At 61.1% G+C, this 26,472-nt stretch carries 28 protein-coding genes; all 28 read left to right on the forward strand.

What is annotated here, in order from left to right; translation table 11 throughout:
• Nucleotides 1–732: dihydroxy-acid dehydratase (locus tag AADA04_RS13075; RefSeq protein ID WP_340693713.1), on the forward strand; the 732-nt coding region annotated here is incomplete at its 5' end.
• Nucleotides 733–1,698 (forward strand): glucokinase, encoded by a 966-nt coding sequence (locus tag AADA04_RS13080; RefSeq protein WP_340693714.1) that lies wholly within the window; start codon nt 733–735, stop codon nt 1,696–1,698.
• Nucleotides 1,698–2,333, forward strand: coding sequence for a bifunctional 4-hydroxy-2-oxoglutarate aldolase/2-dehydro-3-deoxy-phosphogluconate aldolase (eda, locus tag AADA04_RS13085; RefSeq protein ID WP_340693715.1), 636 nt, complete (start codon nt 1,698–1,700; stop codon nt 2,331–2,333). The genes AADA04_RS13080 and eda overlap by 1 nt, the downstream gene beginning before the upstream one ends.
• Before the next feature lie 244 nt (nt 2,334–2,577).
• The gene (locus AADA04_RS13090; RefSeq protein WP_340693716.1) at nt 2,578–2,952 is read left to right on the forward strand and encodes an NADH-quinone oxidoreductase subunit A; all 375 of its coding nucleotides are present in this window, start codon (nt 2,578–2,580) and stop codon (nt 2,950–2,952) included.
• Nucleotides 2,952–3,524, forward strand: a complete 573-nt coding sequence (locus AADA04_RS13095; protein ID WP_340693717.1) for an NADH-quinone oxidoreductase subunit B family protein — start codon at nt 2,952–2,954, stop codon at nt 3,522–3,524. Before AADA04_RS13090 ends, AADA04_RS13095 begins: the two co-directional genes overlap by 1 nt.
• A 10-nt stretch (nt 3,525–3,534) precedes the next feature.
• On the forward strand, nt 3,535–4,155 hold the full coding sequence (locus AADA04_RS13100; protein WP_340693718.1) for an NADH-quinone oxidoreductase subunit C: 621 nt from the start codon (nt 3,535–3,537) through the stop codon (nt 4,153–4,155).
• A complete protein-coding gene (locus AADA04_RS13105) occupies nt 4,155–5,360 on the forward strand; it encodes an NADH-quinone oxidoreductase subunit D (protein WP_340693719.1) in 1,206 nt (401 codons plus the stop codon). Before AADA04_RS13100 ends, AADA04_RS13105 begins: the two co-directional genes overlap by 1 nt.
• A complete protein-coding gene (locus AADA04_RS13110; protein WP_340693720.1) occupies nt 5,357–5,698 on the forward strand; it encodes a nuclear transport factor 2 family protein in 342 nt (113 codons plus the stop codon). The genes AADA04_RS13105 and AADA04_RS13110 overlap by 4 nt, the downstream gene beginning before the upstream one ends.
• A gap of 3 nt (nt 5,699–5,701) precedes the next feature.
• Nucleotides 5,702–6,151, forward strand: a complete 450-nt coding sequence (locus tag AADA04_RS13115) for a VOC family protein (protein ID WP_340693721.1) — start codon at nt 5,702–5,704, stop codon at nt 6,149–6,151.
• Nucleotides 6,152–6,958, forward strand: coding sequence for an NADH-quinone oxidoreductase subunit NuoE (gene nuoE / locus AADA04_RS13120; RefSeq protein WP_340693722.1), 807 nt, complete (start codon nt 6,152–6,154; stop codon nt 6,956–6,958).
• Nucleotides 6,959–6,961: 3 nt separating this feature from the next.
• Nucleotides 6,962–8,266, forward strand: coding sequence for an NADH-quinone oxidoreductase subunit NuoF (gene nuoF / locus AADA04_RS13125; protein ID WP_340693723.1), 1,305 nt, complete (start codon nt 6,962–6,964; stop codon nt 8,264–8,266).
• A gap of 7 nt (nt 8,267–8,273) precedes the next feature.
• Nucleotides 8,274–10,373 (forward strand): NADH-quinone oxidoreductase subunit NuoG, encoded by a 2,100-nt coding sequence (nuoG, locus tag AADA04_RS13130; RefSeq protein WP_340693724.1) that lies wholly within the window; start codon nt 8,274–8,276, stop codon nt 10,371–10,373.
• A 9-nt stretch (nt 10,374–10,382) separates the two neighbouring features.
• Nucleotides 10,383–11,474 carry an NADH-quinone oxidoreductase subunit NuoH gene (gene nuoH, locus AADA04_RS13135; RefSeq protein ID WP_340693725.1) on the forward strand — a complete coding sequence of 364 codons (1,092 nt, stop codon included), beginning with the start codon at nt 10,383–10,385 and terminating at the stop codon, nt 11,472–11,474.
• Nucleotides 11,471–11,956, forward strand: a complete 486-nt coding sequence (gene nuoI, locus AADA04_RS13140) for an NADH-quinone oxidoreductase subunit NuoI (protein ID WP_340693726.1) — start codon at nt 11,471–11,473, stop codon at nt 11,954–11,956. The genes nuoH and nuoI overlap by 4 nt, the downstream gene beginning before the upstream one ends.
• Nucleotides 11,957–12,035: 79 nt before the next feature.
• A complete protein-coding gene (locus AADA04_RS13145; protein WP_340693727.1) occupies nt 12,036–12,629 on the forward strand; it encodes an NADH-quinone oxidoreductase subunit J in 594 nt (197 codons plus the stop codon).
• A 4-nt stretch (nt 12,630–12,633) separates the two neighbouring features.
• On the forward strand, nt 12,634–12,942 hold the full coding sequence (nuoK, locus tag AADA04_RS13150; RefSeq protein WP_340693728.1) for an NADH-quinone oxidoreductase subunit NuoK: 309 nt from the start codon (nt 12,634–12,636) through the stop codon (nt 12,940–12,942).
• Nucleotides 12,943–12,948: 6 nt separating this feature from the next.
• Nucleotides 12,949–15,078: an NADH-quinone oxidoreductase subunit L gene (gene nuoL / locus AADA04_RS13155; protein ID WP_340693729.1), complete on the forward strand. Its 2,130-nt coding sequence runs from the start codon at nt 12,949–12,951 to the stop codon at nt 15,076–15,078.
• The gene (locus AADA04_RS13160) at nt 15,078–16,577 is read left to right on the forward strand and encodes an NADH-quinone oxidoreductase subunit M (protein ID WP_340693730.1); all 1,500 of its coding nucleotides are present in this window, start codon (nt 15,078–15,080) and stop codon (nt 16,575–16,577) included. Before nuoL ends, AADA04_RS13160 begins: the two co-directional genes overlap by 1 nt.
• 6 nt (nt 16,578–16,583) lie before the next feature.
• A complete protein-coding gene (nuoN, locus tag AADA04_RS13165; protein WP_340693731.1) occupies nt 16,584–18,011 on the forward strand; it encodes an NADH-quinone oxidoreductase subunit NuoN in 1,428 nt (475 codons plus the stop codon).
• Nucleotides 18,008–18,745 carry a biotin--[acetyl-CoA-carboxylase] ligase gene (locus AADA04_RS13170; protein WP_340693732.1) on the forward strand — a complete coding sequence of 246 codons (738 nt, stop codon included), beginning with the start codon at nt 18,008–18,010 and terminating at the stop codon, nt 18,743–18,745. Before nuoN ends, AADA04_RS13170 begins: the two co-directional genes overlap by 4 nt.
• Before the next feature lie 5 nt (nt 18,746–18,750).
• Nucleotides 18,751–19,518 carry a type III pantothenate kinase gene (locus AADA04_RS13175; RefSeq protein WP_340693733.1) on the forward strand — a complete coding sequence of 256 codons (768 nt, stop codon included), beginning with the start codon at nt 18,751–18,753 and terminating at the stop codon, nt 19,516–19,518.
• Nucleotides 19,519–19,593: 75 nt separating this feature from the next.
• Nucleotides 19,594–21,210: a ribonuclease J gene (locus AADA04_RS13180; RefSeq protein ID WP_340693734.1), complete on the forward strand. Its 1,617-nt coding sequence runs from the start codon at nt 19,594–19,596 to the stop codon at nt 21,208–21,210.
• A 6-nt stretch (nt 21,211–21,216) separates the two neighbouring features.
• Nucleotides 21,217–21,645 carry a methylmalonyl-CoA epimerase gene (gene mce, locus AADA04_RS13185; RefSeq protein WP_340693735.1) on the forward strand — a complete coding sequence of 143 codons (429 nt, stop codon included), beginning with the start codon at nt 21,217–21,219 and terminating at the stop codon, nt 21,643–21,645.
• Nucleotides 21,645–21,878, forward strand: coding sequence for a DUF1467 family protein (locus tag AADA04_RS13190; RefSeq protein WP_340693736.1), 234 nt, complete (start codon nt 21,645–21,647; stop codon nt 21,876–21,878). Before mce ends, AADA04_RS13190 begins: the two co-directional genes overlap by 1 nt.
• 49 nt (nt 21,879–21,927) lie before the next feature.
• Nucleotides 21,928–23,247, forward strand: coding sequence for a proline--tRNA ligase (proS, locus tag AADA04_RS13195; protein ID WP_340693737.1), 1,320 nt, complete (start codon nt 21,928–21,930; stop codon nt 23,245–23,247).
• Nucleotides 23,244–24,536 carry an ABC transporter permease gene (locus AADA04_RS13200; protein WP_340693738.1) on the forward strand — a complete coding sequence of 431 codons (1,293 nt, stop codon included), beginning with the start codon at nt 23,244–23,246 and terminating at the stop codon, nt 24,534–24,536. The genes proS and AADA04_RS13200 overlap by 4 nt, the downstream gene beginning before the upstream one ends.
• Nucleotides 24,536–25,225 (forward strand): ABC transporter ATP-binding protein, encoded by a 690-nt coding sequence (locus AADA04_RS13205; protein ID WP_340693739.1) that lies wholly within the window; start codon nt 24,536–24,538, stop codon nt 25,223–25,225. Before AADA04_RS13200 ends, AADA04_RS13205 begins: the two co-directional genes overlap by 1 nt.
• A gap of 78 nt (nt 25,226–25,303) precedes the next feature.
• The coding region (locus tag AADA04_RS13210) for a PHP domain-containing protein (protein WP_340693740.1) at nt 25,304–26,472 on the forward strand (1,169 nt) is incomplete at its 3' end.

A 26,472-nucleotide genomic window follows, 5' to 3' on the forward strand; every position in this document is an offset into this window, starting at 1 on the left:
CTTATGGATGGGGGTGCGCAGGGGGTGGCAGGTCCCATCTCGGGTTATGATCGCGAGCCGTTCCTCGACGACGGGAAGGCCGTCTGGCGCGCCGCGCCGGAAAAGAGTGGCGACATGGAAATCCTGCGGTCCGCGTCCGATCCGTTCTCAGAGGATGGCGGCCTGCGCCTGATGAGCGGTCCATTGGGCCGGGGCGTCAGCAAGGTCTCGGCGGTGAAGCCGGCCAATCGCGTTCTGGAGGCGCCAGCGATCGTGTTCGAAACACAGGGCGCGTTGAAAGCGGCGTTTGAGGCCGGAAAACTGGATCGGGATTTTGTCGCCGTGGTCCGGTTCCAGGGGCCGGCAGCCAATGGCATGCCCGAACTGCACGGACTGACGCCTGTGCTCGGCATCCTGCAGGACCGTGGGTTCAAAATCGCACTCGTCACGGATGGCCGCATGTCCGGTGCGAGCGGCAAGATTCCCTCTGCTATCCATATGAGCCCCGAAGCGGCGCGCGGCGGACCCTTGGCGCGGGTCCGGGACGGAGACCTGATCGTTTTCGACTCCGAGAAAGGGACACTCGATATCAAGGTGGACAGCGAGACCTTTGCCTCGCGTGAGCCGGCCCCGTTCCGGCCGAATGAATCGTCGGTCGGTCTTGGCCGGGAAATGTTCTCCTACTTCCGGCAGATGGCCGGAACAGCGGATTCGGGCGCCAGCCAGTTTTCGTTCTTTGGCGAGGGTTCCTGAATGATGATGGATGAGTTGCTGGTTGGCGACGTTGGCGGAACCAATGTCCGCTTTGCGATGGCGCGGCGGACGGCGGGCCGGTTTGTCATCGATCATTTCGAGAAACTGGAAGGCGACGATTTCGGATCTTTCGAGGAGGCGCTGGCGTCATACCTCGAGACAACCGGCCTGAAACCGGACCATGCCTGTTTTGCACTTGCCGGTCCTGTGCGCGCAGGCGAAGTCTTGCTGACCAATCGCCGCTGGCACGTGTCTGCCCGCCATGTATCCGATCGGTTCGGCATCGGGGCCGTCAATCTTGTGAATGATTTCGCCGCCATGGCGCGCGCCGTGCCCGAAATTGACCCAGCCACGTTCGAGACCATTGTCGACGGCACACCTCGCGAGGGTGCTCCCGTCCTCGTCGCCGGGCCGGGAACAGGTTTCGGCGTTGCAACCCTACTCGGAAGCGATGCGTCAACCTGGCATGTCCTGAGCGGCGAGGGCGGACATGTGGCGTTCTCGCCACGTGACGAAACCGAGCTGGAGCTCGCACGGATCCTGCTGGCACGGCATGGCTATGTTTCGAATGAGCTTGTCGCGTCCGGAAGCGGACTCAATGCCGTGCATGAGGCGTTCTGCGAGATTCACGGACGAACGTACCAGGAGATTGGCCCGCAAGAGATGCGCCAGCTGGCCGACGCGGGTGATGAAATGTTCCTTTCGCTCATCCAGTTGCGGGCAAATACGGTGATGAGCGCCGTGGGCGATCTCGTGCTGGCAAACGGGGCGCTTGGCGGTGTGGTTCTTGCCGGCGGCGTTACCGATCGCATTACTGACTTCCTGAAAACCCCCGAAGCATGCGAAAGGTTTGTCGAACGCGGGCCGCTCTGCCAATATCTGCGCAATTGTCCGGTGAGCCTGATGCGCGATCCGGAAGCGCCATTGATCGGGGCTGCGGCCTTCCACGAGCAGGAGATAAAGTAATGACGTTCCCCCTGAGATCACTCGTCGAAGCCGCAAACAAGGCGCCGATTGTGCCCGTTCTGGTCGTTGACCGCATTGAGATCGCGGCCTCCCTTGCACGGGCGCTTGTTGATGGCGGCCTGACGATTGCCGAAGTCACGCTGCGAACACCTTCGGGGCTGGCGGTTATCGAAGAGATGAAATCCGCCGAACCCGGCCTGAAGGTCGGTGCGGGCACCGTGTTGACCGAGACCGATGCCGAGAACGCATTGGCGGCCGGCGCAGACTTCCTCGTGGCGCCGGGCATGTCGCCAAAATTGCTTGCCGGACTGGGCGGCCACCGCCGCCTGATGATTCCCGGCGTCGCGACAGCCAGCGAAGCCATGGCCCGGCACGAAGACGGGTTTGACCTGTTGAAGCTGTTTCCGGCATCGATTGCGGGCGGGGTCAGCGCGCTCAAGGCGCTGGGCGCTCCACTGCCGCACCTGCGCTTCATGCCGACAGGCGGTATTACCGAGGCGGATGTCGGTAAGTACCTGGCCCTTCCCAATGTTTTCGCGGCCGGGGGCTCGTGGATTGCGACGGGCGCCGACATTGCTGCCGAAGACTGGAAGGGAATCAGCGCCAAGGCGCGCAAGGCGCTGGCCGCGATCTGAGCCGGGACCGCCGTTTTCAGCGAAATTAGGCGCGCCTTCAGGCGTGCCTGTTCGGCGGCGCGCGCGATAATTGAATTCAACCGTGGTACAGCACCCGTGCGTGACGGACCGCCGCAGCTATTGTTACGTGAATTAAGGTAATGAAGGCGGTAGAGTCGGGCTCCGAGATATAATGTGCCCGTCTGTTGCGTGACGGACAAAACCGTCCTAATCCGGCGCCAGACTAGGTCAGGAGACACTGAACATGACCGAGATAGAACGGCTTGCGCTGGATTATTTTCCGGTGATCATAGTCCTGGTGATTGGTGCGGCGATTTCGGGCCTGTTCATTGCAGGTTCCGCGCTGCTGGCGCCGTCAAACCCTGATCCCGAAAAGAACTCGGCTTACGAGTGCGGTTTCAACGCGTTCGACGACGCGCGGATGAAATTCGACGTGCGATTCTATCTCGTCGCGATCCTGTTCATCATCTTCGATCTTGAAGTGGCGTTCCTGTTCCCCTGGGCCATCACGCTGGGCACGATCGGCCTGGTCGGGTTCTGGTCGATGGTCGTCTTCCTGGGCGTGCTGACCATCGGGTTCGTCTATGAATGGCGCCGCGGTGCGCTGGAGTGGGAATGATGGCAGACGACGGTTTCAAAAAATACGCGCTGGGCGGTGCCCGGGCAGGGGTTGAAGGGGGCTTTGTGCCTCGCGACGACGACCCGTTCTACAACGGCCTGTCAGACGCACTGGCCGACAAAGGCTATTTCACGGCTGGCGCCGACGACCTGATCGCCTGGGCGCGCACCGGTTCGCTGATGTGGATGACGTTCGGCCTGGCCTGTTGCGCGGTCGAGATGATGCATGCGGGCAACCCGCGCTATGACCTCGAGCGTTTCGGCATGGCGCCGCGCGGTTCGCCGCGCCAGTCGGACGTGATGATCGTTGCGGGCACGCTGACCAACAAGATGGCGCCGGCCTTGCGCAAGGTCTACGACCAGATGCCGGAACCCCGCTATGTGATCTCCATGGGTAGCTGCGCCAATGGCGGCGGCTATTACCACTATAGCTATTCAGTTGTGCGGGGATGTGACCGGATCGTGCCGGTCGATATTTACATTCCCGGGTGCCCGCCGACAGCTGAAGCGCTGGTCTATGGCTTCCTGCAGCTGCAGAAGAAAATCCGCCGCGAAGGCTCGATCGAGCGCTAGGGGAACCAAGATGAATATCGAAGCGCTGGAAGACCTCGCAGCCCATATCGAGGCGACTCAGAACGATGCCGTACGCGCGTCGCAGATCGTTGTCGGCGAGCTGACCCTGCTGGCTGAGCGCGACCATATCGTGCACCTGCTGCGCTTCCTGCGCGACGACCAGCAATGCAATTTCGAAACGCTGATCGACATTTGCGGGGTCGACTATCCGGAACGGTCCGACCGGTTCGAAGTCGTCTACCACCTCCTGTCGATGCGCATGAACCACCGCATCCGGGTGCGTATCCGCACCGATGAGGAGACGCCGGTGCCGAGCGCCACGGTGCTGTGGCCTGCGGCCAACTGGTTCGAGCGCGAGACGTTCGACATGTACGGGATCCAGTTTTCCGACCATCCGGACCTGCGCCGCATTCTCACGGATTACGGGTTTGAGGGCTATCCGCTGCGCAAGGATTTCCCGCTGACGGGCCATTACGAGGTTCGCTACGATGATCTCGAAAAACGCGTGATCTACGAGCCGGTCCAGCTGACGCAGGAATACCGGAACTTCGATTTCCTCTCGCCATGGGAAGGCATGACAGCCGAGATTCCGGGCGACGAGAAAGCCGTCTCCGAGGAGGCACCTGAATAATGGCCGACACGATCCACACTTCTGTCGATGAGGAACGCAAGTTCACGCTGAATTTCGGGCCGCAGCACCCGGCTGCACACGGCGTGCTGCGTATGATCATGGATCTTGATGGCGAAGTCGTCACCCGGATCGACAGCCATATCGGCCTGCTGCATCGCGGCACCGAAAAACTGCTTGAATACAAGACCTTCCTGCAGGGCCTGCCGTATTTTGACCGACTCGATTATTGCTCGCCCATGAACCAGGAGCATGCCTGGTGCCTGTCCATCGAGAAGCTGATGGGTATCAAGGTGCCGCGCCGCGCGAGCCTGATCCGCGTCATGTTTTCCGAGATTGGCCGGATCATGTCGCACATCCTCAACGTGACGACGCAGGCGATGGATGTCGGCGCGCTGACGCCCATCACATGGGGTTTTGAAGAGCGTGAAAAGCTGTGCGTGTTCTATGAACGTGCCTCAGGCAGCCGCATGCACGCGGCGTATTTCCGTCCGGGCGGCGTGCACCAGGACCTGCCGCAATCCCTGATCGACGATATTGCCGAATGGTGCCTTCACTTCCCGGTGGCGATGAACCGGCTGGAATCGCTGATTACCGAGAACCGTATCTTCAAGCAGCGCAATGCCGATATCGGCGTTGTGGACGTGAAAACGATCATGGACTGGGGTTTTACCGGCGTGATGGTGCGTGGCTCGGGCCTCGTTTGGGACCTGCGCCGCTCGCAACCCTATGAGTGCTATGACGAACTCGACTTCAAAATCCCGGTTGGCAAGAATGGCGACAATTATGACCGCTATGTCTGCCGCATGGAGGAGATGAAGGAATCCACCAAGATCATCCAGCAATGTATCGAACTGTTGGCGAAGGAAGGCCCGGGGCCCGTCCTGCCGAAGCATTCGAAACTGGCGCCGCCGCGGCGTGCCGAGATGAAGAATTCGATGGAAGCGCTGATCCACCATTTCAAGCTCTATACGGAGGGCTTTCACGTGCCGGAGGGCGAATGCTACGCGCCGATTGAAGCGCCGAAGGGGGAGTTCGGCGTCTACCTCGTGTCCGATGGCACCAACAAGCCCTATCGCGCCAAGATCCGCGCGCCGGGCTTCCCGCACCTGCAGGCCATGGACCATCTGTCGAAGGGCCACATGCTGGCCGACGTCTCGGCCATTCTCGGCTCGCTCGATATCGTGTTCGGGGAGGTCGACCGATGAGCGCGTCGACCGACCTCGTCCAGCGCCAGCTTGATGCCTATAATGCGCAGGACATCGAGGCCTTCATGGCCTTCTATACCGAGGATGCCGAACTGGCGGGCCTCAATGGCGCCGTGAACCAGGCGGGCCACGGAGCCATTCGCGCGCGCCACCTGGACCTGTTTGCCGAGTTTCCGGAAAACCGCGCAGATGTCGTCAACCAGATCGACCTTGGTTCCATTGTGATGGTTCACGAGCGTGTCGAGCGCGCACCGGGCGGTGACAATTTCGAAGTCGCTGCCATCTATACGCTCCGCGATGGCAAGATCGCCCGCGTCGATTTTGCGCGGGGAAGCTGATTGATGGCTGTCTTCCCGGAACATCGTCTGTCGATCATGACATTGGGCGTGCAGGACCGCGCGGCCCTGACGGCGTTCTATGAGGACGTTGTCGGGTTCAGGAATGTCGGGCCCGAGGGGATGACCCTGTTCGACATGGGCGGGTTCCTGCTGGGCCTCTGGGAAGAGGACAAGCTCGCCAAGGATGCCGGCCTGCCGCACAATCGCGCCGGCGATTTCAAGGGCGTCGCGCTGGCCTACAATGCGCGGTCGATTGAAGAAGTCGATGATATGTTTGCCCGGCTCAAGGCCGCTGGCGTTACAATTACGACGGCGCCGCACAAGGCCTTCTGGGGCGGCTATTCCGGATATTTCGCGGATCCCGAGGGCAATGCCTGGGAAATCGCATTCAACCCGTTTTGGACACTGGATGAGGCAGGCCGCGTTGTGCTGCCCTCCGCGGAGGACGTTTAGATGGCATTGCGCCGGTTTGATATCGAGGCAGGCGGCGACACGTTCGCCTTCAAGCCCGAGACAGAGGACAAGATTGCGTTCTGGCGGGCCAAGTATCCGGCGGACCGGCAGCGCTCGGCCGTGATTCCGATGCTGTGGCTGGCCCAGAAGGACAATAATGGCTGGTTGTCCGAACCGGCCATGCGGGAAGTCGCCGACCGCCTGGAGATGCCGTATATCCGCGTCTACGAAGTCGCGACCTTCTACACGATGTTCCGGCTGCAGCCGGTGGGCAAGTTCCACATCCAGCTGTGCGGAACGACACCCTGCATGCTGCGCGGCGCGGAGTCGCTGAAGGAAGTCTGCAAGAAGGAAATCGGCCCGGCCATGTTTGTCACCGACGACAAGCGCCTGTCATGGGAAGAGGTCGAGTGCCTTGGCGCCTGCGTGAACGCGCCGATGGCGCAGATCAATGACGACTATTTCGAAGACCTGTCGGCGGACAGTTTCACCGAGATCATCTCCAAGCTGAAAAACGGCGCCGAAGCGCAGCCCGGCCCGCAGATTGACCGGGTGAATTCTGGTCCGGAAGGCGGCACGACCGTGCTGACCGAGCCGCACCTGTTCGACGGGACGCGGAACAAGATTTCGACACTGCCGAACCTGCCGGTTCCAGCCGAGGATTCCAATACCGAGGCCAAGGGCATGCCGAAGGAATCGGCGCCAACCAATACGAAGCGCGAAACGCCTGAAGCCACGCCGGGAGCCAAGACGACCCTGCTGCCGAAGCGAGACGGGCCGCCCACCAAAAAGAGTGATGAGGACTAGGACATGTTGCAGGACAAGGACCGCATCTTCACCAATCTCTACGGGCTCCACTCGCCGGGCCTGGAAGCCGCGCAAAAGCGTGGCGCCTGGCACCTGACGCGCGAGATGCTGGCGCTCGGGCCTGACTGGATCTGCGACCAGATCAAGGCCAGCGGCCTGCGTGGCCGTGGCGGCGCCGGTTTCCCGACGGGCCTGAAATGGACCTTCATGCCGAAAGAGGTGCGCGAGCGTCCTCACTATCTCGTCGTCAACGCGGACGAGTCCGAACCCGGCACCTGCAAGGACCGCGAGATCATGCGTCACGATCCGCACCTGCTGATCGAGGGCTGCATGGTGGCGAGCCGCGCGATGCTGGCGCACAAGTGTTATGTCTACCTGCGCGGCGAGTACATTGCCGAGCGCCACGCGATGGAAGCGGCGATCAAGGAGGCCTATGAGGCCAAGCTGATCGGCCAGAACAATGTGAACGGATGGGATTTCGACATCTACGTCCATCACGGTGCTGGCGCTTACATCTGCGGTGAAGAGACCGCGCTGCTCGAAAGCCTTGAGGGCAAGAAGGGCCAGCCGCGCATGAAGCCGCCATTCCCGGCAAATGCCGGCCTCTATGGCTGCCCGACGACCGTGAACAATGTCGAGTCGATTGCGGTGGCGCCAACAATCCTGCGCCGCGGCGCAGAATGGTTTGCCGGTTTCGGCCGCCCGAACAATTCCGGTACCAAGCTGTTCTGCATTTCCGGCCACGTGAACAAGCCGTGCAATGTGGAAGAAGAGATGTCGATCTCGTTCCGCGACCTGATCGATACCCATTGCGGCGGCATTCGCGGCGGCTGGGACAATCTGAAGGCGGTGATCCCGGGCGGGTCGTCCGTTCCGATGGTGCCGGCTGACCAGATCATGGACGCCTATATGGATTTCGACACGCTGCGCGACCTGAAATCGGGCCTCGGCACGGCGGCTGTCATCGTGATGGACAAGGACACCGACCTGATCAAGGCGATCGCGCGCCTCTCCTACTTCTACAAGCACGAATCCTGCGGTCAGTGCACGCCCTGCCGGGAAGGCACCGGCTGGATGTGGCGCGTGATGGAGCGGATGGTGAAGGGTGAGGCCGAGCACGACGAGATTGACATATTGCTCGACGTGACCACGCAGGTCGAAGGCCACACGATCTGTGCACTTGGCGACGCGGCGGCCTGGCCGATCCAGGGCCTGATCCGCCATTTCCGGCCAGAAATCGAAGCCCGTATCAACGAATACCGTCTGCCCCGCGCCATGGTGCAGGGCGCTGTGATCGCGGCGGAGTAGGGAAGACATGACCGACACGTTCAAGCTCAATATCGATGGCCAGGACATCGAGGTGCCGAAGCACTACACGCTGATGCAGGCGTGTGAGGCAGCGGGCGCCGAGATTCCGCGCTTCTGCTACCATGAGCGCCTCTCTGTCGCCGGCAATTGCCGCATGTGCCTCGTCGAATGGGAAGGCGCGCCGAAGCCGATTGCCTCGTGTGCGCAGACTGTTGGCGACATGCGTCCGAACCGGGACGGATCGGCACCGAACGTGCGGACCAAGGGCGACTATGTCCAGAAGGCCCGCAATGGCGTGATGGAATTCCTGCTGATCAACCACCCGCTGGATTGCCCGATCTGCGATCAGGGCGGCGAATGCGACCTGCAGGATCAGGCCGTGGCCTATGGCCGGGGCGGCAGCCGCTATGACGAAAACAAGCGCGCCGTCGAAGACAAGAACATGGGGCCGCTGGTCAAGACGATCATGACGCGCTGCATCCAGTGCACGCGCTGTATCCGGTTTGCTGCTGAAGTCGCAGGCGTTGAGGAAATCGGTATGATTTCGCGCGGCGAGAATGCCGAGATCACCACCTATCTTGAAAAATCGCTGACCTCGGAACTGTCCGGTAACGTCATCGACCTCTGCCCGGTCGGCGCGCTGACCTCCAAGCCTTATGCCTTCAACGCGCGCCCATGGGAGCTGCGCAAGACGTCCTCGATCGATGTCATGGATGCGATGGGCGCGGCGATCCGCGTCGATGCCAAGGGCGACGGCGTGATGCGGATCCTGCCGGAGACCAATGAGGAAGTGAACGAGGAGTGGCTGTCCGACAAATCCCGCTTCGTCTGGGACGGGCTCGCCCGCCAGCGCCTCGACAAACCTTATATGCGCGTGGGCGGCAAACTCGTGCCGACGAACTGGGGCGAGGCGTTTGCCGCCGCTCAGACGGCGCTGTCGGCACCTGCCGACAAGATCGGCGTTGTCGCCGGTGACCTGATCGAAGTGGAGCAGGCCAAGGCCGCGCTCGACCTGTTCCGCGCCCTCGGCGTGCAAAATACGGACTGCCGCCCGGCAGGCGCCGCTTACGGCACCGACGGTGTCCGCGAGCGCTATATCCTCAATCCGACGCTGATGGGCGTGGAAGAGGCCGATGCGCTGCTGCTGATCGGCACCAACCCGCGCGTCGAAGCGGCTGTCTGGAATGCCCGTATCCGCAAGGCGTGGCTGTGGGGCGACCTGAAGGTCGGCGTGATCGGCGAAGCGGCTGACCTGACGTATGACTACGATCATCTTGGTGCTGGCGGCGACGCCTTGGCCAATGTGGCGGGCAGCGACTTCTACAAGATTCTCAAGGATGCCAAGCGACCCATGATCGTTGTTGGTGAAGGCCCGCTGTGCCGGGCTGACGGCCAGGCGATCCTGAGTGCTGCCCTGAAGCTGGCGCAGGATGTCGGCGCTGTCGCGGATGGCTGGGCCGGGTTTGGCGTCCTGCACAATGCAGCCGGCCGTGTTGGCGCGCTCGATGTCGGTTTCGTGCCGGGCGACAATGGCAAGGCAACAGACGCAATTCTCGGCGGCGGCATGGAGACGGTTGTCCTGCTCGGCGCGGACGAGTCGGACCTGTCCGGTGTTGGCGACGCGACGGTGATCTATGTCGGATCGCATGGCGATGCAGGCGCGGCACGCGCGGACATCATCCTGCCGTGCGCAACCTATACCGAGATGGACGCCACCTATGTGAACACGGAAGGGCGCGTCCAGATGACGGCACGCGCTGTCCAACCCAAAGGCGAGGCCCGCGAAGGCTGGGCCATTTTCCGCGCGCTGTCGCAGGTCATGGGCAAGACGCTGCCCTACGATACGGCCGACGCATTGCGGGCAGGCCTGCGCGGTGCTGACGGAGAGAATACGGTCTTTTCCGGACATGGCTTTGCGCCGGGTGCGGGCGGCGTCAGTGCGCTGCAAGCCGACGTCAGCGGTGCTGGCGGTACGATCAAGGCTGACGCTTTTGGCGCGGCGATCGACGATTTCTACCTGACCAATCCCATCGCGCGGGCGTCCAAGACCATGGCGGAGTGCTCAGCGCTCAGCACGGCTCTAGACACTCCGGTGGCAGCGGAGTAGGGCGGCGGCATGAGCAATCTCATCGAGTCTTTCGGCGACTTTACCGGCTTCTGGATGGTGCTTGGCCAAGTCGGCCTGTTCACCCTCGTCCTGTTGTTGTCGATTGCTTTCCTGCTCTTGCTGGACCGTAAGATATGGGCCGCTGTGATGATGCGGAAAGGCCCGAACGTTGTCGGCCCGTTTGGCCTGCTCCAATCGTTCGCAGACTTCGGAAAATTCCTGCTCAAGGAAATCGTCATACCAGCGGGCGCGAACAAGACGGTGTTCATTCTCGCGCCGATCCTGACCTGTACGCTGTCCTTCGTGGCCTGGGCGGCCATTCCGGTGGCGCCGGGGACAGTGTCGGGAACCAGCTGGGTCGTGTCGAACCTGAACGTCGGTGTTCTCTATCTCTTCGCCATCAGTTCGCTGGGTGTCTATGGCATCATCATGGGTGGCTGGGCTTCGAACTCGAAATACCCGTTCCTCGGCGCGCTGCGCTCGGCGGCGCAGATGGTGTCGTATGAAGTTTCAATTGGCTTCATCATCGTCACCGTCATCCTGCTCAGCGGATCGATGAATTTGAGCGTCATTGTCGAGAACCAGGCCGGTGGTTTCTGGAACTGGCACGCCTTCAGCCTGCAATACTTTCCGCTGATCTTCGTGATGTTCCCGATGTTCGTGATGTTCTTCATCTCGGCGCTGGCGGAAACCAACCGCCCACCGTTCGACCTGCCTGAAGCCGAATCCGAACTCGTTGCCGGTTACCAGGTCGAATACGGCTCGACGCCCTATCTCCTGTTCATGCTCGGCGAGTATCTCAACATCGTGCTGATGTGCGCGATGATGACCGTCCTCTTCCTCGGCGGTTGGCATGGTCCGTTTGCCCTCGGCGACGCCGTGCAAGACTGGCCGCCCCTGCTGCTCAGCCTGTCGGGCCTGTTCTGGTTCATGCTGAAGATCCTCTTTTTCTTCTTCATGTTCGCCATGGTGAAAGCCATCGTGCCCCGTTACCGCTATGACCAGCTGATGCGCCTTGGCTGGAAAATCTTCCTGCCGACCTCGCTCGCAGCCGTTCTGATCGTGGCGGGCTATGTCGTTTATACCGGAGTACAATCATGAGCATTGCGCAGACCATTCGCGGCGCGCTGCTGACCGATTTTATCGGGGCCTTCTGGTCGGCGCTGCGGGAAATGTTCCGCCGCAAGGCGACCGTGAACTATCCGTTCGAGAAGAACCCGCTGAGCCCCCGGTTCCGCGGCGAGCACGCACTGCGCCGCTATCCGAGCGGCGAAGAGCGCTGCATTGCCTGCAAGCTGTGCGAAGCCGTTTGCCCCGCGCAGGCGATCACGATCGAGGCCGAACCACGCGAGGACGGCGCCCGCCGGACGACGCGTTATGATATCGACATGGTGAAGTGCATCTATTGCGGCTTCTGTCAGGAGGCCTGCCCGGTCGATGCCATCGTCGAAGGGCCGAACTTCGAATTTGCGACCGAGACGCGTGAAGAACTTTTCTACGACAAGGACCGCCTGCTAGCGAATGGCGACCGGTGGGAACGTCTGATCGCGAAGAACCTGGAGCTGGACGCGCCCTACCGTTAGGGCCGCCTTGCAGTTTGACTGAACCGGAGCACGGAGGCAGGGGCCTCTCATGCTTCACCAATTAGGGGCTTTGAGGGCTTTGGCAGTTTACGCATTCTGGATACTGGCCACGATCGTGGTCCTGTCTGCGGTCATGGTGATCGCGGCACGCAATCCCGTGCACTCGGTTTTGTTCCTGATCCTGGCCTTCTTCACGTCGGCTGGCCTGCTGGTGCTGATCGGGGCCGAGTTCCTCGCCATGCTGCTTGTGGTCGTTTATGTCGGCGCGGTCGCGGTGCTGTTCCTGTTCGTCGTGATGATGCTGGACGTTGATTTCGTCGAGCTGAAACAGGGGTTTTTGAGTTACCTGCCGTTCGGCTTGCTGGTCGGCGCAGTGTTCCTCGCCGAGATCGTGCTTGCCTCGTTCGCGGGCCTTGAGAGCCATGTCAGCACGTTCGATGCGTCGCCCGGCGCGGCAACCAATGCGGAGGCCATCGGGCAAGTGATGTACACGCAATACATGCTGCTGTTCCAGATGGCGGGGATCATTCTCCTGATCGCCATGATCGGCGCCATCGTGCTGACGTTGCGCCATCGCCCCGGAGTCAAACGCCAGAATATCGCCAAGCAGACATCGCGTCGCCGGTCAGACGCCTTCGAATTGAAAGACCCGAGCTCCGGGCAGGGGATCTGATATCATGGACCTTGGACTTTCCCATTATCTTGCCGTCACGGCAGCGCTGTTCACGATCGGTGTCGTTGGCATCTTCGTGAACCGGAAGAACATCATCGTCATCCTGATGGCGATCGAACTGATCCTCCTGTCGGTAAACCTGAACCTGATCGCCTTCTCGGTCTTCAACGGTGACATCGCCGGGCAGATCTTCGCCATGCTGGTCTTGACCGTGGCGGCGGCTGAAGCGGCCGTCGGCCTCGCCATCCTCGTCGTCTATTTCCGCAATCGCGGCGATATTGCGGTCGAGAATGTCGACCTGATGAAAGGTTAGAGGCTGATGCTGCCGGATATCTTCATTCTCTTTATCGTGCTTGCGCCCGGAATCGTGGCGCTGAGCGGGCTATTTCACAGGCAGATCGGCGACAAGCCGGTCATGTTCCTGACAACGGGCGTCGTGCTGACGGCCGGCGCCTTGTCGCTGTTCCAGCTGTTTGCCTATGCCGCCGGCATTGTTGGCGCTGAGGGACATGGCGAGGCAGCTGGCCACGCGGTTGAAGCGGTTGCCGCCAATGGCGCGCATGTGATCACGCTGCTGCCCTGGATCGATGTTGGCGCGTTCCAGGCCAACTGGGCGATCCGGATCGACGCGCTGTCCATCGTGATGATGGCGGTGATCACTGGAGTGTCCGGACTCGTGCACCTCTATTCGTGGGGTTATATGAGCGAAGACCCGCACCGGTCGCGCTTCTTCGCTTACCTGTCGCTGTTCACGTTCGCGATGCTATCGCTGGTCGTGGCCGACAATTTCATCCAGCTTTTCTTCGGCTGGGAAGGCGTGGGCCTCGCGTCCTACCTGCTGATCGGTTTCTGGTACACGAAGAAGGCGCCGAACGACGCCTCGATCAAGGCTTTCGTGACCAACCGCGTCGGCGATTTCGGCCTCGCGATTGGAATCATGGCTGTGTTCTTCGTCTTCGGATCGGTCGAGTTCGAGCCCGTTCTGAGCGCCATTCGCGAAAACGCCGTGGTGACGCCAATGGCCTTCGCCGAGGCAGCCCCGGCGCAGGAAGTCGTCATCGAATTCCTCGGGCAGCGCGTCTACGCACTCGAACTGATCGGCGTCCTTCTGTTCATCGGTGCGATGGGCAAATCGGCCCAGTTCTTCCTCCATGTCTGGCTGCCGGACGCGATGGAAGGCCCGACACCTGTTTCGGCGCTGATCCACGCGGCGACCATGGTCACCGCAGGCGTCTACCTGGTCTGCCTGATGTCGCCCCTGTACGAGCACACGCTCTATGCCGCGGGCATGGTCACGATCGTGGGGGCGGTCACGGCGCTTTATGCCGCGACGGTCGGCATGGCGCAGAATGACATCAAGCGCGTGATTGCCTATTCGACCTGTTCGCAGCTGGGCTACATGTTCTTTGCAGCGGGTGTCGGCGCCTATGAAGCCGCGATGTTCCACCTCTTCACGCACGCCTTCTTCAAGGCGCTCCTGTTCCTCGGCGCAGGCTCCGTCATTCACGGCATGCACCATGAGCAAGACATGCGGAAAATGGGCGGTCTCGCGAAATTCATGCCGCTGACCTATGCCGCGATGCTGATCGGCACGATTGCCATCATCGGCCTCGGCATTCCGCATACGCTTATCGGCTTTTCCGGCTTCTTCTCGAAGGATGCGATCCTGGAGAGCGCATTTGCCGCCGGCGAGCATCACGTCATGTTCGGACAGGTGGCCTTCTGGTTCGGCATCGTCGCCGCACTGCTGACGAGCTTCTATTCCTGGCGCCTTATCTACATGACGTTCCATGGGCCGCAGGCATCTGCGGCGCATCACGACGATCATGGGCACGCCGCTGCGGACGACCACGGCCACACGCATGACGACCATGCGCACGTGCCGCATGAAAGCCCGGCGATCATGCTGGTGCCACTGGCGCTGCTCAGCTTGGGGGCGGTCTTCGCGGGCTTCTATTTCCACGACTGGTTTGTCGGCGGGAAGGAGAGCGCATTCTGGGGCGGTGCGATCTATTCGGCGGCCGAGAACCATGTGCTTCACGACCGTCACAACGTGCCTGAATGGGTGTTGTGGGCCCCTCTGGCCGTCACGCTGGCAGGCTTTGTGATCGCGACGCTGACCTATTTCTTCAATCGCGGATTTGGCAAGCGAATCGCCGACAGCGGGGGGCCGCTTTATCTGTTGTTCTCGAACAAATGGTATTTTGACGAGCTTTACAACGCGACGCTCATCAAGGGCTCGGCCGTTCTGGGTAACCTGTTCTGGAAAGCCGACAAGAAGATCATCGACGGGGTCGGACCCGACGGTGTGTCATCGCTCACGCGCTGGGGTGCGCGGCGTATCTCTGCGATGCACACAGGCTACCTGTATCATTATGCGTTCGTGATCATTGGGGCTGCGCTGGTCTTCGGCGCTGTCATGTGGTTGCGCGCTGGAGGAGTTAACTGATGGGCGGGTTTCCCATTATTTCGGCGGTTGTCTTCCTGCCGCTGATCGGCGCGCTCATCATCATGGGTGTGCGATCTGCAACTGCGGGCAGCTTCAGCAGCGAGGAAGCCGGCAAGGACAGCCGTGCCGCCTTGCTTGCGGGCCTGATCATTTCCAGCGCGACATTCGTTGCGTCGGTCGCCGCCTTCCTGACTTTCGATGCCAATGTCGCAGGGTATCAGCTCGTCGAGCAATATGCCTGGTATGGGAATATCACGTACAAGGTCGGCATCGATGGGCTGTCGATGCCGCTGATCCTGCTGACAACCTTCCTGACGCCCATCTGCCTGCTGGCCAGCTGGAACTCGATCCACACGCGCGTGACAGAATATGTGGTCGCGTTCCTGGTGCTCGAGACCTTCATGCTCGGCGTGTTTGCAGCGCTCGATATTGTCCTGTTCTACATATTCTTTGAATCCGGCCTGATCCCGATGTTCCTGATCATTGGCATCTGGGGCGGCAAGGAAAAGATCTACGCAGCGTTCAAGTTCTTTCTCTACACCCTGCTTGGCTCGCTCCTGATGCTGGTGGCGGTTGTCTACATGTTCCAGGCCGCCGGATCGTCTGACATTGAAGTTCTCGAGAAGTTTGCCTTCCCGCCACATGTCCAGACATGGCTATGGCTGGCCTTTGCCGCGTCCTTTGCGGTGAAGCTGCCGATGTGGCCGGTGCATACATGGTTGCCGGATGCCCACGTGCAGGCACCCACGGCCGGTTCGGTGATCCTGGCTGGCGTACTTTTGAAAATGGGCGGTTACGGGTTCCTGCGGTTCTCGCTGCCAATGTTCCCGGATGCGAGCCACCTGTTCCAACCGGCCATGTTCGCGCTGGCTGTGATCGCGATCGTCTACACGTCGCTCGTGGCTTGGCGCCAGACCGACATGAAGAAGCTGATCGCCTATTCCTCCGTTGCGCATATGGGCTTTGTCACGCTCGGCATCTTCTCGTTCAACGAGGTTGGTGTTCAGGGCGCGATTTTCCAGATGCTGAGCCACGGCCTGATTGCCAGCGCGCTGTTCCTGATTGTCGGCGTGGTTTACGACCGCATGCACACCCGCGAGATCGCTGCCTATGGCGGCCTGGTCAAACGGATGCCGGTCTATGCGACATTGTTCATGCTGTTCACCATGGCGAATATCGGCCTGCCCGGCACCAGCGGGTTCATCGGCGAAATCCTGACCATGGTTGGCGGCTTCCAGGCGTCGACATGGGCTGCGGCGGGTGCGGCGCTGGGCGTCATCTTCTCGGCTGTCTACATGCTGACGCTGTACCGGCGCACCGTGTTCGGGGAAATCACCAACCCGAAACTCAACGACATAAGCGACATGAACGTGATCGAACTGGTCTGCATCGTGCCGCTGGCCTTGCTCACAATACTGTTCGGTGTCGCGCCGAACCTGATTTTCAACATTACTGAAGGGGCAGCGAACCGAATCCTGTCCCTGATGGTCGGAGGCTGACGGCCCATGCTCGATTATACTGCCATGATCGTCGCAATCGGACCGGAGCTGTGGCTTGCTGCGGCCGGACTGCTCGGCGTGCTGCTGGGCGCAGTCCTGAAGGACCGGTTCAACGCGTTATCGTTCAAATACGGCGCGCTGGCGCTGTTCGGAGCGGCGGCCCTCTCGCTGATGTTCTATCAGGGCGGCGAAGCGTTCGGTGGCCTGGTAAGGACGAACACATTCTTGAATTTCGCGAAATTCGTGAGTTTTGCGGTGGGTGGCTTTGCGCTGATCATGTCCGAGGGCTTCCTGAAGCGCCACGACACGATCCGTTATGAATATGTCCTGCTGACCATCTTCGCCAGCCTCGGCATGGGGATGATGCTGTCGGCCGCTGACCTTATGACGCTTTATATGGGCATCGAGACGCTCAGCTTGTCATCCTATGTGCTGGCCGCCTTCCACCGGGATTCAGCCCGCTCTTCGGAAGCGGGCCTCAAGTATTTCGTGCTCGGCGCCTTGGCCTCCGGCATGTTGCTTTACGGCGCGTCGCTTGTGTACGGATTTTCCGGTACGACCAATTTTGTCGGGATTTCGAGCGCGGACCCGTCAGTCGGCCTGATGTTCGGCATGGTCCTGATGATCGTTGGTCTTGGGTTCAAGATTTCGGCGGCGCCGATGCATGTGTGGACGCCGGACGTCTATGAGGGCGCACCGACGCCAGTTGGTGCCTTCTTCGCCTCGGCCCCGAAAATGGCGTCGATGGTGGTCTTTGCGAACGTGATGTTCACGGCCTTTGGCGACGTCATGGACCAGTGGCAATTGATCGTCGCGATCATTTCCGGCCTGTCGATGATCATCGGCGCGTTCGGCGCGCTAACACAGACCAATATCAAACGCCTTCTCGGATATTCCTCGATTGCGAACGTGGGCTATGCGCTGGTGGCGGTTGCCGCGGGTCCGGCTAGCGGGGCAGGGGCAGTGTTGATCTTCATGACCATCTACGTGGTGTCTGCGCTTGGCCTGTTTGCAGGTGTGCTCGCGATGCGTCGCCGGGGTGGCATGGTCGAGAGCATTGATGAGCTCGGCGGCCTCATGAGTTCGCGTCCCTGGCTTGCCATATCCCTGACGATCCTGATTTTCTCGATCGCCGGCTTACCGCCGTTCGGTGGCTTCTTCGGTAAATGGGAAGTGTTCAACGCCGGTATTGAAGGTGGCTTGCTGCCGCTGGCGGTCATCCTTGTGATTTCGTCTGTCGTGTCCCTCGGTTATTACCTGCGCATCGTCAAAATCATCTGGTTCGACGAGCCGAAAGAGCGTTTTGAAACGATTGATGGATCCGTCACATTGACGGTGCTCGCCTCGGCGCTCGTCGCGGGTATCCTGTTCCTTGTGTTCATCAATCAGCTCGCTCAATGGTCGTATGACGCCGCTTCAGGATTGGCCTCTTGAGTCTGGACTGGCCCGTTCATCACCTCGGCGCCATAGACAGCACCAATACCGAGGCCAAACGGCGGGCATCAGCAGGCGCCTTTGCTGATGGCTGGCTCGTCGCGGAGACGCAATCGGCGGGCCGTGGGCGGCTCCAGCGCAATTGGGTTTCACCAGTCGGCAACCTGTTCGCAACGGCGCTGTTTCATGAGCCCGGCGGTATGGCCGTGGCATCGCGGTTGCCGTTCGCAGCGGCGTTAGCGGTCAGCGATGTGGCGCTATTGTTTGCACCGGGCGCCGACATTCGTCTGAAATGGCCGAATGATGTGCGCATTCACGGGGCGAAAATGTCTGGCATCCTGATTGAAACCGGCGGATCGAGCGTGGACACGTGGGTTGCTGCGGGTATCGGCATCAATGTCACGCATGCGCCGGACGGGGCTGAACAGAGCGCGACATCGATTGCGACGCTTCGTGGAGATGCGGCAGTGACGGCTGACATGGTGCTGGAGGCGCTGCGAAAAGCCTTTTCGCAGCGGTTGAGCGAAGCGCGAGCCGGGTTTTCCGGCCTCCGCAAGGCCTGGCTCGATCGGGCCGAAGGATTGGGCGCAACCGTGCGTGTGACCGCGTCGGGCGAACCTGTTGAAGGGGTATTCGAAGACCTGGATGAGTTTGGCGCCCTCATCCTCAGATTGCCCGATGGCGTCCGGCAGACCATAAGGGCCGGAGATGTGAACCTGGTAGGGAGAGCGTAGGCGTAATGCTGCTGGCAATTGACGTAGGTAACACGAATACCGTGTTTGGTGTTCATGATGGTGAGCAGTGGCTCGTCCAGTGGCGCAGCGCGACCGAGGCCCGCAAGACCGCTGACGACCATGCGGCCTGGTTGTGGCGGCTTGCCGACATGCACGGCATGGACCTGGGCAAGATCAATGGCTGCGTGATCTCGACAGTTGTGCCACAGGCTGTGTTCAACTTCCGCAACCTCGCGCGTCGCTATCTCAACGTCGAGCCCATGTTCATTGGGGATCCGTCGCTCAAAACCGGCGTCGAGATCCGTATTCACCGACCTGAACAGGTGGGCGCGGACAGGATCGTCAGTGCGCTCGGCGCGCACGTATCCTATCCCGGAAACCTGATCGTGATCGACAGCGGCACCGCGACGACCTTCGATATTGTCGGAGAAGACGGCGGGTTCGAAGGCGGCATTATTTCGCCTGGCATCAACCTGTCGGTCAGCGCCCTGCACGATGCCGCGGCGCAATTGCCACGTATCGCGATCCAGCGTCCGAGCCAGGTGATTGGCCAGGATACGATCAGCGCGATGCAGTCTGGTGTGTTCTGGGGCTATATCGACCTGATTGACGGGCTGGTACGACGGATCAAGGCCGAGTATGGAAAGCCCATGCAGGTGGTTGCAACCGGCGGCGTCGCGTCCCTGTTCGAAGGCGCCAGCGAAACGATCAACCACTACGACCCTGATATTCTGATCAGTGGTCTCCTCGAAATCTACAAACGTAACAAATAGGACCTTATGGCCGATTCAGCACAGCTATCCGACGAACTCGTTTTCCTCCCGCTCGGGGGATGCGAGGAGATCGGCATGAACCTGAATGCCTACGGGTATGGTCCGCCGCATGCGCGGCGCTGGATTCTTGTGGATGTCGGCGTGACCTTCGGAGGCCTGGACACGCCAGGGATCGACCTGATCTGTGCCGATCCGGACTTTCTGATCGGCGAGCATATCGACGCGATCTTCCTGACCCACGCCCATGAAGACCATATTGGTGCCGTCGGCCTGTTATATCCGCGCCTGAAGACGAAAGCGCCGATTTACGCGACGCCGTTCACGACCGAGCTCGTGCGATCCAAGATGATTGAACGCGGCGTTGATGCCCGCTGGCTGAAGCCGGTGGCACTGGGTGGGACGGTCGCGGCCGGGCCTTTCACGGTGACTTACATCACGCTCACGCACTCGATTCCTGAGCCGAACGCGCTCGCCATTGATACGCCTGCCGGCATGATCCTCCACACCGGTGACTGGAAGATCGACCCGGATCCGCAGATTGGCGGCCCGACGGATATCAAGGGCCTGACGGCGCTTGGCGACCGCGGTGTGCTGGCGATGGTGTGCGATTCCACGAACGTTTTCGAAGAGGGCGAATCCGGTTCAGAGGAAAGCGTCAAGCAGGGCCTGATCGACCTGATCGCCGAACAGACACAGGCCGTGGCTGTCACGACCTTTGCGTCGAACGTCGCGCGGGTGAAGTCGATCATAGAGGCGGCCGAGCAGGCCGGGCGCAGCGTGTGCCTTGTCGGGCGGAGCATGCATCGGATCACCGATGCGGCGAAGGCCGTTGGCATCCTGCCGCGTACGCTCGAATTCATCGATGAATCGGAAGCCAAGTCGCTTCCAGCCGAAAACATTCTCTATCTCTGCACGGGCAGCCAGGGCGAAACACGCGCCGCGTTGGGGCGGATTTCCCGCAACGACCACCGCAACGTGTCGCTGGGCGAGGGGGATTGCGTGATCTTTTCATCGCGGATCATTCCCGGCAATGAACGCGAGATATTTGCCATGCAGAACGCGCTGGCCGACCAGGGCGTGCGAATCATTACCCCGCGCATGGTCAAGGAGCCGATCCACGTTTCAGGGCATCCCTGCCGGGGTGAGTTGCAGAAGATGTACCAGTGGGTGCGGCCCGAGATTGCCGTGCCGGTTCATGGCGAGCGCCGGCACATCATGGAGCATGCGGCCTATGCCAAGTCGCTCCAGATTCCCCAGGCTGTCGCGCCGCGGAATGGCAGCCTTGTCAGGCTTGCGCCGGGGCCGGCCGAGATCATCGACCTTGTGCCTGCCGGGCGCTTGCTGCTGGATGGCAAGATCCTGGTGCCGGAAGGCGCGCAGGGCCTGAATGAACGCCGCAAACTGTCGGAAAACGGCCTTGTCCTGGCTAGTGTCGTGATCGACGAGGCCGGGGACGTGATCGACGGGCCGGTGGTTGTCGTGCGGGGGTTCTCGGAATCGGATGGCCGACTGGCCGACGAAAGCCTGGACAATCTGGACGAGGCCGCCGATGCCGCCGTGCGGAAGATGAAGCGCAAGACCCGTCTTGATGATGACATGGTTGAACGCGAAATAGGGCGGGCCCTGCGCAAGGCCTGCGAGGCGACGTTTGGACGGCGCCCGATGATTGATGTGACTGTATTGAGGAGCTGAAGCACGATGAGTGAATTCAAAATTGGCCCGCTGAACCATGTCGGCATTGCTGTGCCGGACCTGGAAGAAGCCTGTGAAACGTACCGCACCCTCTATGGCGCGACGGATATCACGACGCCGTTCGACATGGCGGATCAGGGGGTGAAGGTCTGTTTCGTGAACCTGCCGAACGCCCAGATCGAGCTGATCGAGCCGCTGAATGCGGAATCGCCCATCGCGAACTTCATCACCAAGAACCCGAAGGGCGGGCAGCACCATGTCTGCTTCGAAGTGGACGACATCAACCAGGCCGTTGACGAAATGGGCAAACGCGGCGCGACAGTGCTCGGCAAGCCCCGTATCGGCGCGCACGGTACGATGATCATTTTCGTGCACCCGAAGAATTCCAACGGTGTCCTCATCGAACTCATGGAAACGCCCAAAGGCCCCCACTGATGACTATTGCGAGCGCAGTTGTCGTCTTTGTCCTGGGCTGGTGGATCAGCTTTTTTGCTGTCCTGCCGATAGGTGTGCGCGGCCAGTTCGAGGACGGTGAGATAACGCCCGGGACTGAAGAAGGCGCACCGGCCAATCCGATGCTGCTGAAGAAAGCCGTGTGGGCAACAATTGGCGGGGCCATCATTACCGGTATTGCAGCGCTGGTTGTGCCGCTCCTCCTTGCGGACTAGGGGCGGCTGCGGCTAGTTGAGCGCCAATATCAGCCATAGCGGGGAATCCATGCGCCTTTCGAAATTCTTTCTGCCGGTTACCAAGGACGCCCCGGCGGATGCGGCCATCGCCTCGCACAAGTTGATGCTGCGCACCGGCATGATCCGGCAGAACGGTGCGGGCATCTATTCCTGGCTGCCCATGGGCTACATCGTTCTCAAGAAGATCGAGCAGATCGTGCGCGAGGAAATGAACCGCGCCGGCGCCATCGAGATGCTGATGCCGACCTTGCAGCAGGCCGATCTCTGGCGCGAATCCGGTCGGTATGACGACTATGGCAAGGAGATGCTGCGCATCAAGGACCGCCATGACCGGGACATGCTGTATGGGCCGACGAATGAAGAGCTGATCACCGACGTGTTCCGCTCCTATGTCAAAAGCTACAAGCAGCTGCCGCTGAACCTGTATCACCAGCAATGGAAGTTCCGCGACGAAGTGCGTCCGCGCTTCGGCGTCATGCGCGGCCGTGAATTCCTGATGAAGGACGCCTATTCCTTCGACCTGACCGAAGACGATGCGCGCGTCGCTTACCGCAAGATGTTTTGCGCCTATCTCAACGCCTTTGACCGGATGGGCCTGACAGCGATTCCGATGCGGGCCGATACCGGCCCGATCGGCGGCGACATGAGCCACGAGTTCATCATCCTCGCCGATACGGGCGAAAGCGCGGTGTTCTGCGACAAGGCCCTTCTCGACTTGCCGCCGCCCGGGCTCGATCTGGATTTCGACGCGGACCTGAACGCGGAAGTCGAGAAGCGCACGCAGTATTATGCCGCAACCGAAGAGATGCACGACGAAGCGGCCTTTGCCGCGATCCCGGCTGACCAGCAAGTGTCGGCGCGTGGTATCGAGGTTGGCCATATTTTCAACTTCGGCACCAAGTATTCCGTGCCGATGAACGCGGTTGTGCAATCGGCGGACGGGCAAATGGTGCCGGTTCAGATGGGCAGCTATGGCATTGGCGTGTCGCGCCTTGTCGGCGGCATCATCGAAGCCTGCCATGACGAGAACGGGATCGTGTGGCCTGAGTCCGTGGCGCCGTGGCACGTCGGCCTGATCAATATGCGCGTTGGTGATGCAGCCTGCGATGCGGCCTGTGCCGACGCTTACAAGGCGCTGACCGATGCGGGTTTGGACGTGCTTTATGATGACACGGATGAGCGCGCCGGCGGCAAGTTTGCCCGCATGGAACTGATTGGCCTGCCATGGCAGATCGTGATCGGGCCACGCGGCATCGAGAATGGTGTCGTCGAGGTCAAGCACCGCAAGTCTGGCGAGAAGGTGGAAATGCCGTTCGCCGAAGCGCTGAAGAAGGTGACGCCCAAATGAGCGAACTCGGCCATGTTGCTCCGCCGTTCGGCAAGCTCGAGCGCACGCTGGCCTGGCGCTACTTGCGGGCCAAGCGCGAACATGGCGGTGCATCGCTGATTTCGATCATATCCTTCGTCGGCATCTTCTTCGCGGTCGCCGCACTGATCATCACGATGTCGGTCATGAGCGGTTTTCGCGCGACGCTGCTGGATGCGCTGCTTGGCGGCCAGCCGCATGTTTATGGCGTGGTCAGCAGCTATACCGAAGACGAAGCGAATGCGCTGGCGGGCAAGATCCGCGAGATCGACGGGATCACCAGCGTGACGCCCTATATCGAGGAATACGTGCTGATCACGGCCAATGGCCGCAAGACCGGTGCGGCTGTTCGCGCGATCCGTACCGAAGACCTGGCGACCATGCCGTTCCTGCAGGATGGCGGGAAGTCGGCTATTGCGGCGGGCTTTGGCGAAGGCCGCAATGGCGGCAATGTCATCATGCTGGGCAAGTTCCTGGCAGCGGGCCGGGAAGGCCTCGGGATACGACCGGGAGACAAGGTCGAAATCGTGACGTCCCAGCAGACGGCTGGTCCGATGGGCGGTACGCCGCGCAGCAAGTCCTATGTCGTCGGTGACATCTTCCAGACGGGCAGTGTCGAACTCGACAGCCTCTACATCTTCATGCCGATGGAGCAGGCGCAGATCCTGTTCCAGTCCAAGGGGCACTACAGCATGCTGGACATAAGGCTGAAGGACCCGGAAAAAACACATGAAGCGATGACGGCCATAGCGAGCGCGACGGGCAATGCGCTTTATACATTCGACTGGAAAAGCCAGCGTGAAGCCTATCTCAATGCGCTCAAGGTGGAGCGCACAATGGTGCGGCTGCTCGTCATGGTGATCATGGCGATTGCGACGCTGAACATCATCGTTGGCGTCGTGATGCTGGTGAAGAACAAGTCGCGGGATATCGCGATCCTGCGGACGATCGGCCTTGGCCGCAACGGGGTGTTGCGGGTGTTCCTGCTGGTCGGCACCGTGCTTGGAACGCTGGGGGCCCTGCTGGGCGTTTTGGTCGGTGTGCTTGTGGTGCTGAATATCGGCGCCGTTGAAGCCTTCATCAACCTGTTCGTCCAGGGCCAGGTATTCGACGCGGAGACCTATGGCCTCGAAGGCCTGCCGGCGATCCTCGATTGGAACGAAGTGATACGGACCGGGCTCTATGCGTTGTTCATGTCGATGGGCGTGTCGCTCATTCCGGCCTGGTGGGCGTCCCGCCAGGATCCGGTCAGTGCGCTGAGGTTTGAATAATGTCCCAGCCTGTTCTGGAATTGATCGGTATCGATCGGGTCTATCGTACGGCGGCGGGCGAATTGCCCGTGCTGAAAGGCGCTGACCTGCGCCTGAATGCCGGGGAACTGGTCGGGCTTGTCGGGCCTTCGGGGTCAGGCAAGTCGACGTTGCTGCATACGGCTGGCCTGCTGGAACGGCCGGAAGCGGGCAAGGTCATGCTGGACGGGATCGACTGCCTGTCGCTGGACGACAGGGGCCGCACGGCGATCCGCCGGTCCAAGATCGGTTTCGTCTACCAGTTCCACCACCTGCTTCCCGAATTCAACGCGGCGGACAATATCGCCATGCCGCTGATGATTGCCGGTGTGAAGAAAAAGGCGGCGCGCGAGAAAGCCGACTCGCTGCTTGAGGTTATGGGGCTGGCCGACAGAGGGCACCACCAGCCGGGGCAGATGTCCGGCGGCGAGCAGCAGCGTGTGGCGATTGCCCGGGCGCTGGCCAACGACCCGCGCCTGGTTATCGCCGATGAACCGACAGGCAATCTCGACCCGGTCACGACCGAGCGGGTGTTCGCAACCCTGATCAAGATGGTCAAAAACGAAGGCGCGGCCGTTCTTGTCGCGACCCACAATTTTGCGCTGACGCAGCACATGGACCGCGTCCTGACGCTGCAGGACGGCAAACTGGTCGACTACAAGCCGGAATAAGCTGTGGAAGGCCGCTGCTGACGGGTGGTCTGGCCCCGGCGCGAACGGCATTGTATTCTCCCCGCTGGAGAACCCGTTTTGCCTGAGTCGCCCTTCATCCACCTGGCCGTGCGGTCGAGCTATTCGCTGCTCGAGAGCATGATCACGCCCAAGGGCCTCAAAGGCTGGCTGCTGGGGCAAGCGATGCCTGCCGTGGCCGTGACCGACCGCAACAACCTGTTCGGCGCCCTCGAAATATCGCTGACCATGTCGGACGCCGGAATCCAGCCGATCATGGCGTGCTGTTTCGATATTACTGATGGTGCCCATCGCAGTGAGCCGACGCGGCTGTCGCTCTATGCGCAGGACGAGACCGGCTACCAGCGCCTGATGCTGCTGTCGTCGCGGGCCTACCTCGATGCCGACGATGGCGTGCCGAAGCTTCACCGTGACCTGTTGCTGGACAAGACCGACGGCCTGATCCTGCTGACCGGCGGCTCCGAAGGGGAGGTCGCGCGCCACCTGCTCAAGGGCCGCGTGGCCGATGCCCGCACGGAATTGTCGACGCTGGCCAACGCCTATCCGGGCCGGTGTTATGTCGAGATTACGCGGCACGGAACGCCGGACGAGGCGGCCACGGAAGCGGGCCTGATCGACCTCGCCTATGAGCTGGGCCTGCCGCTTGTCGCGACCCATGATGCCCGGTTCATGAAACCTTCGGACGCGACGGCGCACGATGCGCTGATGTGTATCGCCAATGGCCAGTATCTTGGCCAGGAAGACCGCAAGCGGGTCTGCCCGTCGCAATACCTCAAGACCCAGGCAGAAATGGCAACGCTGTTCGCCGACCTGCCGGAGGCGCTGGAGAACACGTCCGAGATCGCCCGGCGCTGTTCGGTGCGGTCGGTTACCCGCGACCCGATCCTGCCCTCGTTCAGCAATGAAGGCCGGTCCGAGATCGAGGAGTTGAGAATTCAGGCGAAGGAGGGGCTGGAAGGCCGCCTCAAGGCTGCCGGCAAGCTCTACGCCGAGCGGGAAACCTATTTCGAGCGGCTGGATTTCGAACTCGGCGTGATCGAGCGCATGGGCTTTCCGGGCTACTTCCTGATCGTGTCCGACTTCATCAAATGGGCCAAGGAACAGGACATTCCGGTCGGGCCGGGCCGGGGCTCGGGTGCCGGCTCGCTTGTGGCCTGGTCGCTCCTGATCACCGATCTTGATCCGCTGCGCTTTGATTTGCTGTTCGAGCGCTTCCTGAACCCGGAACG

The organism is Hyphomonas sp. (assembly GCF_037969335.1).
Taxonomy (GTDB): Bacteria; Pseudomonadota; Alphaproteobacteria; order Caulobacterales; family Hyphomonadaceae; genus Hyphomonas.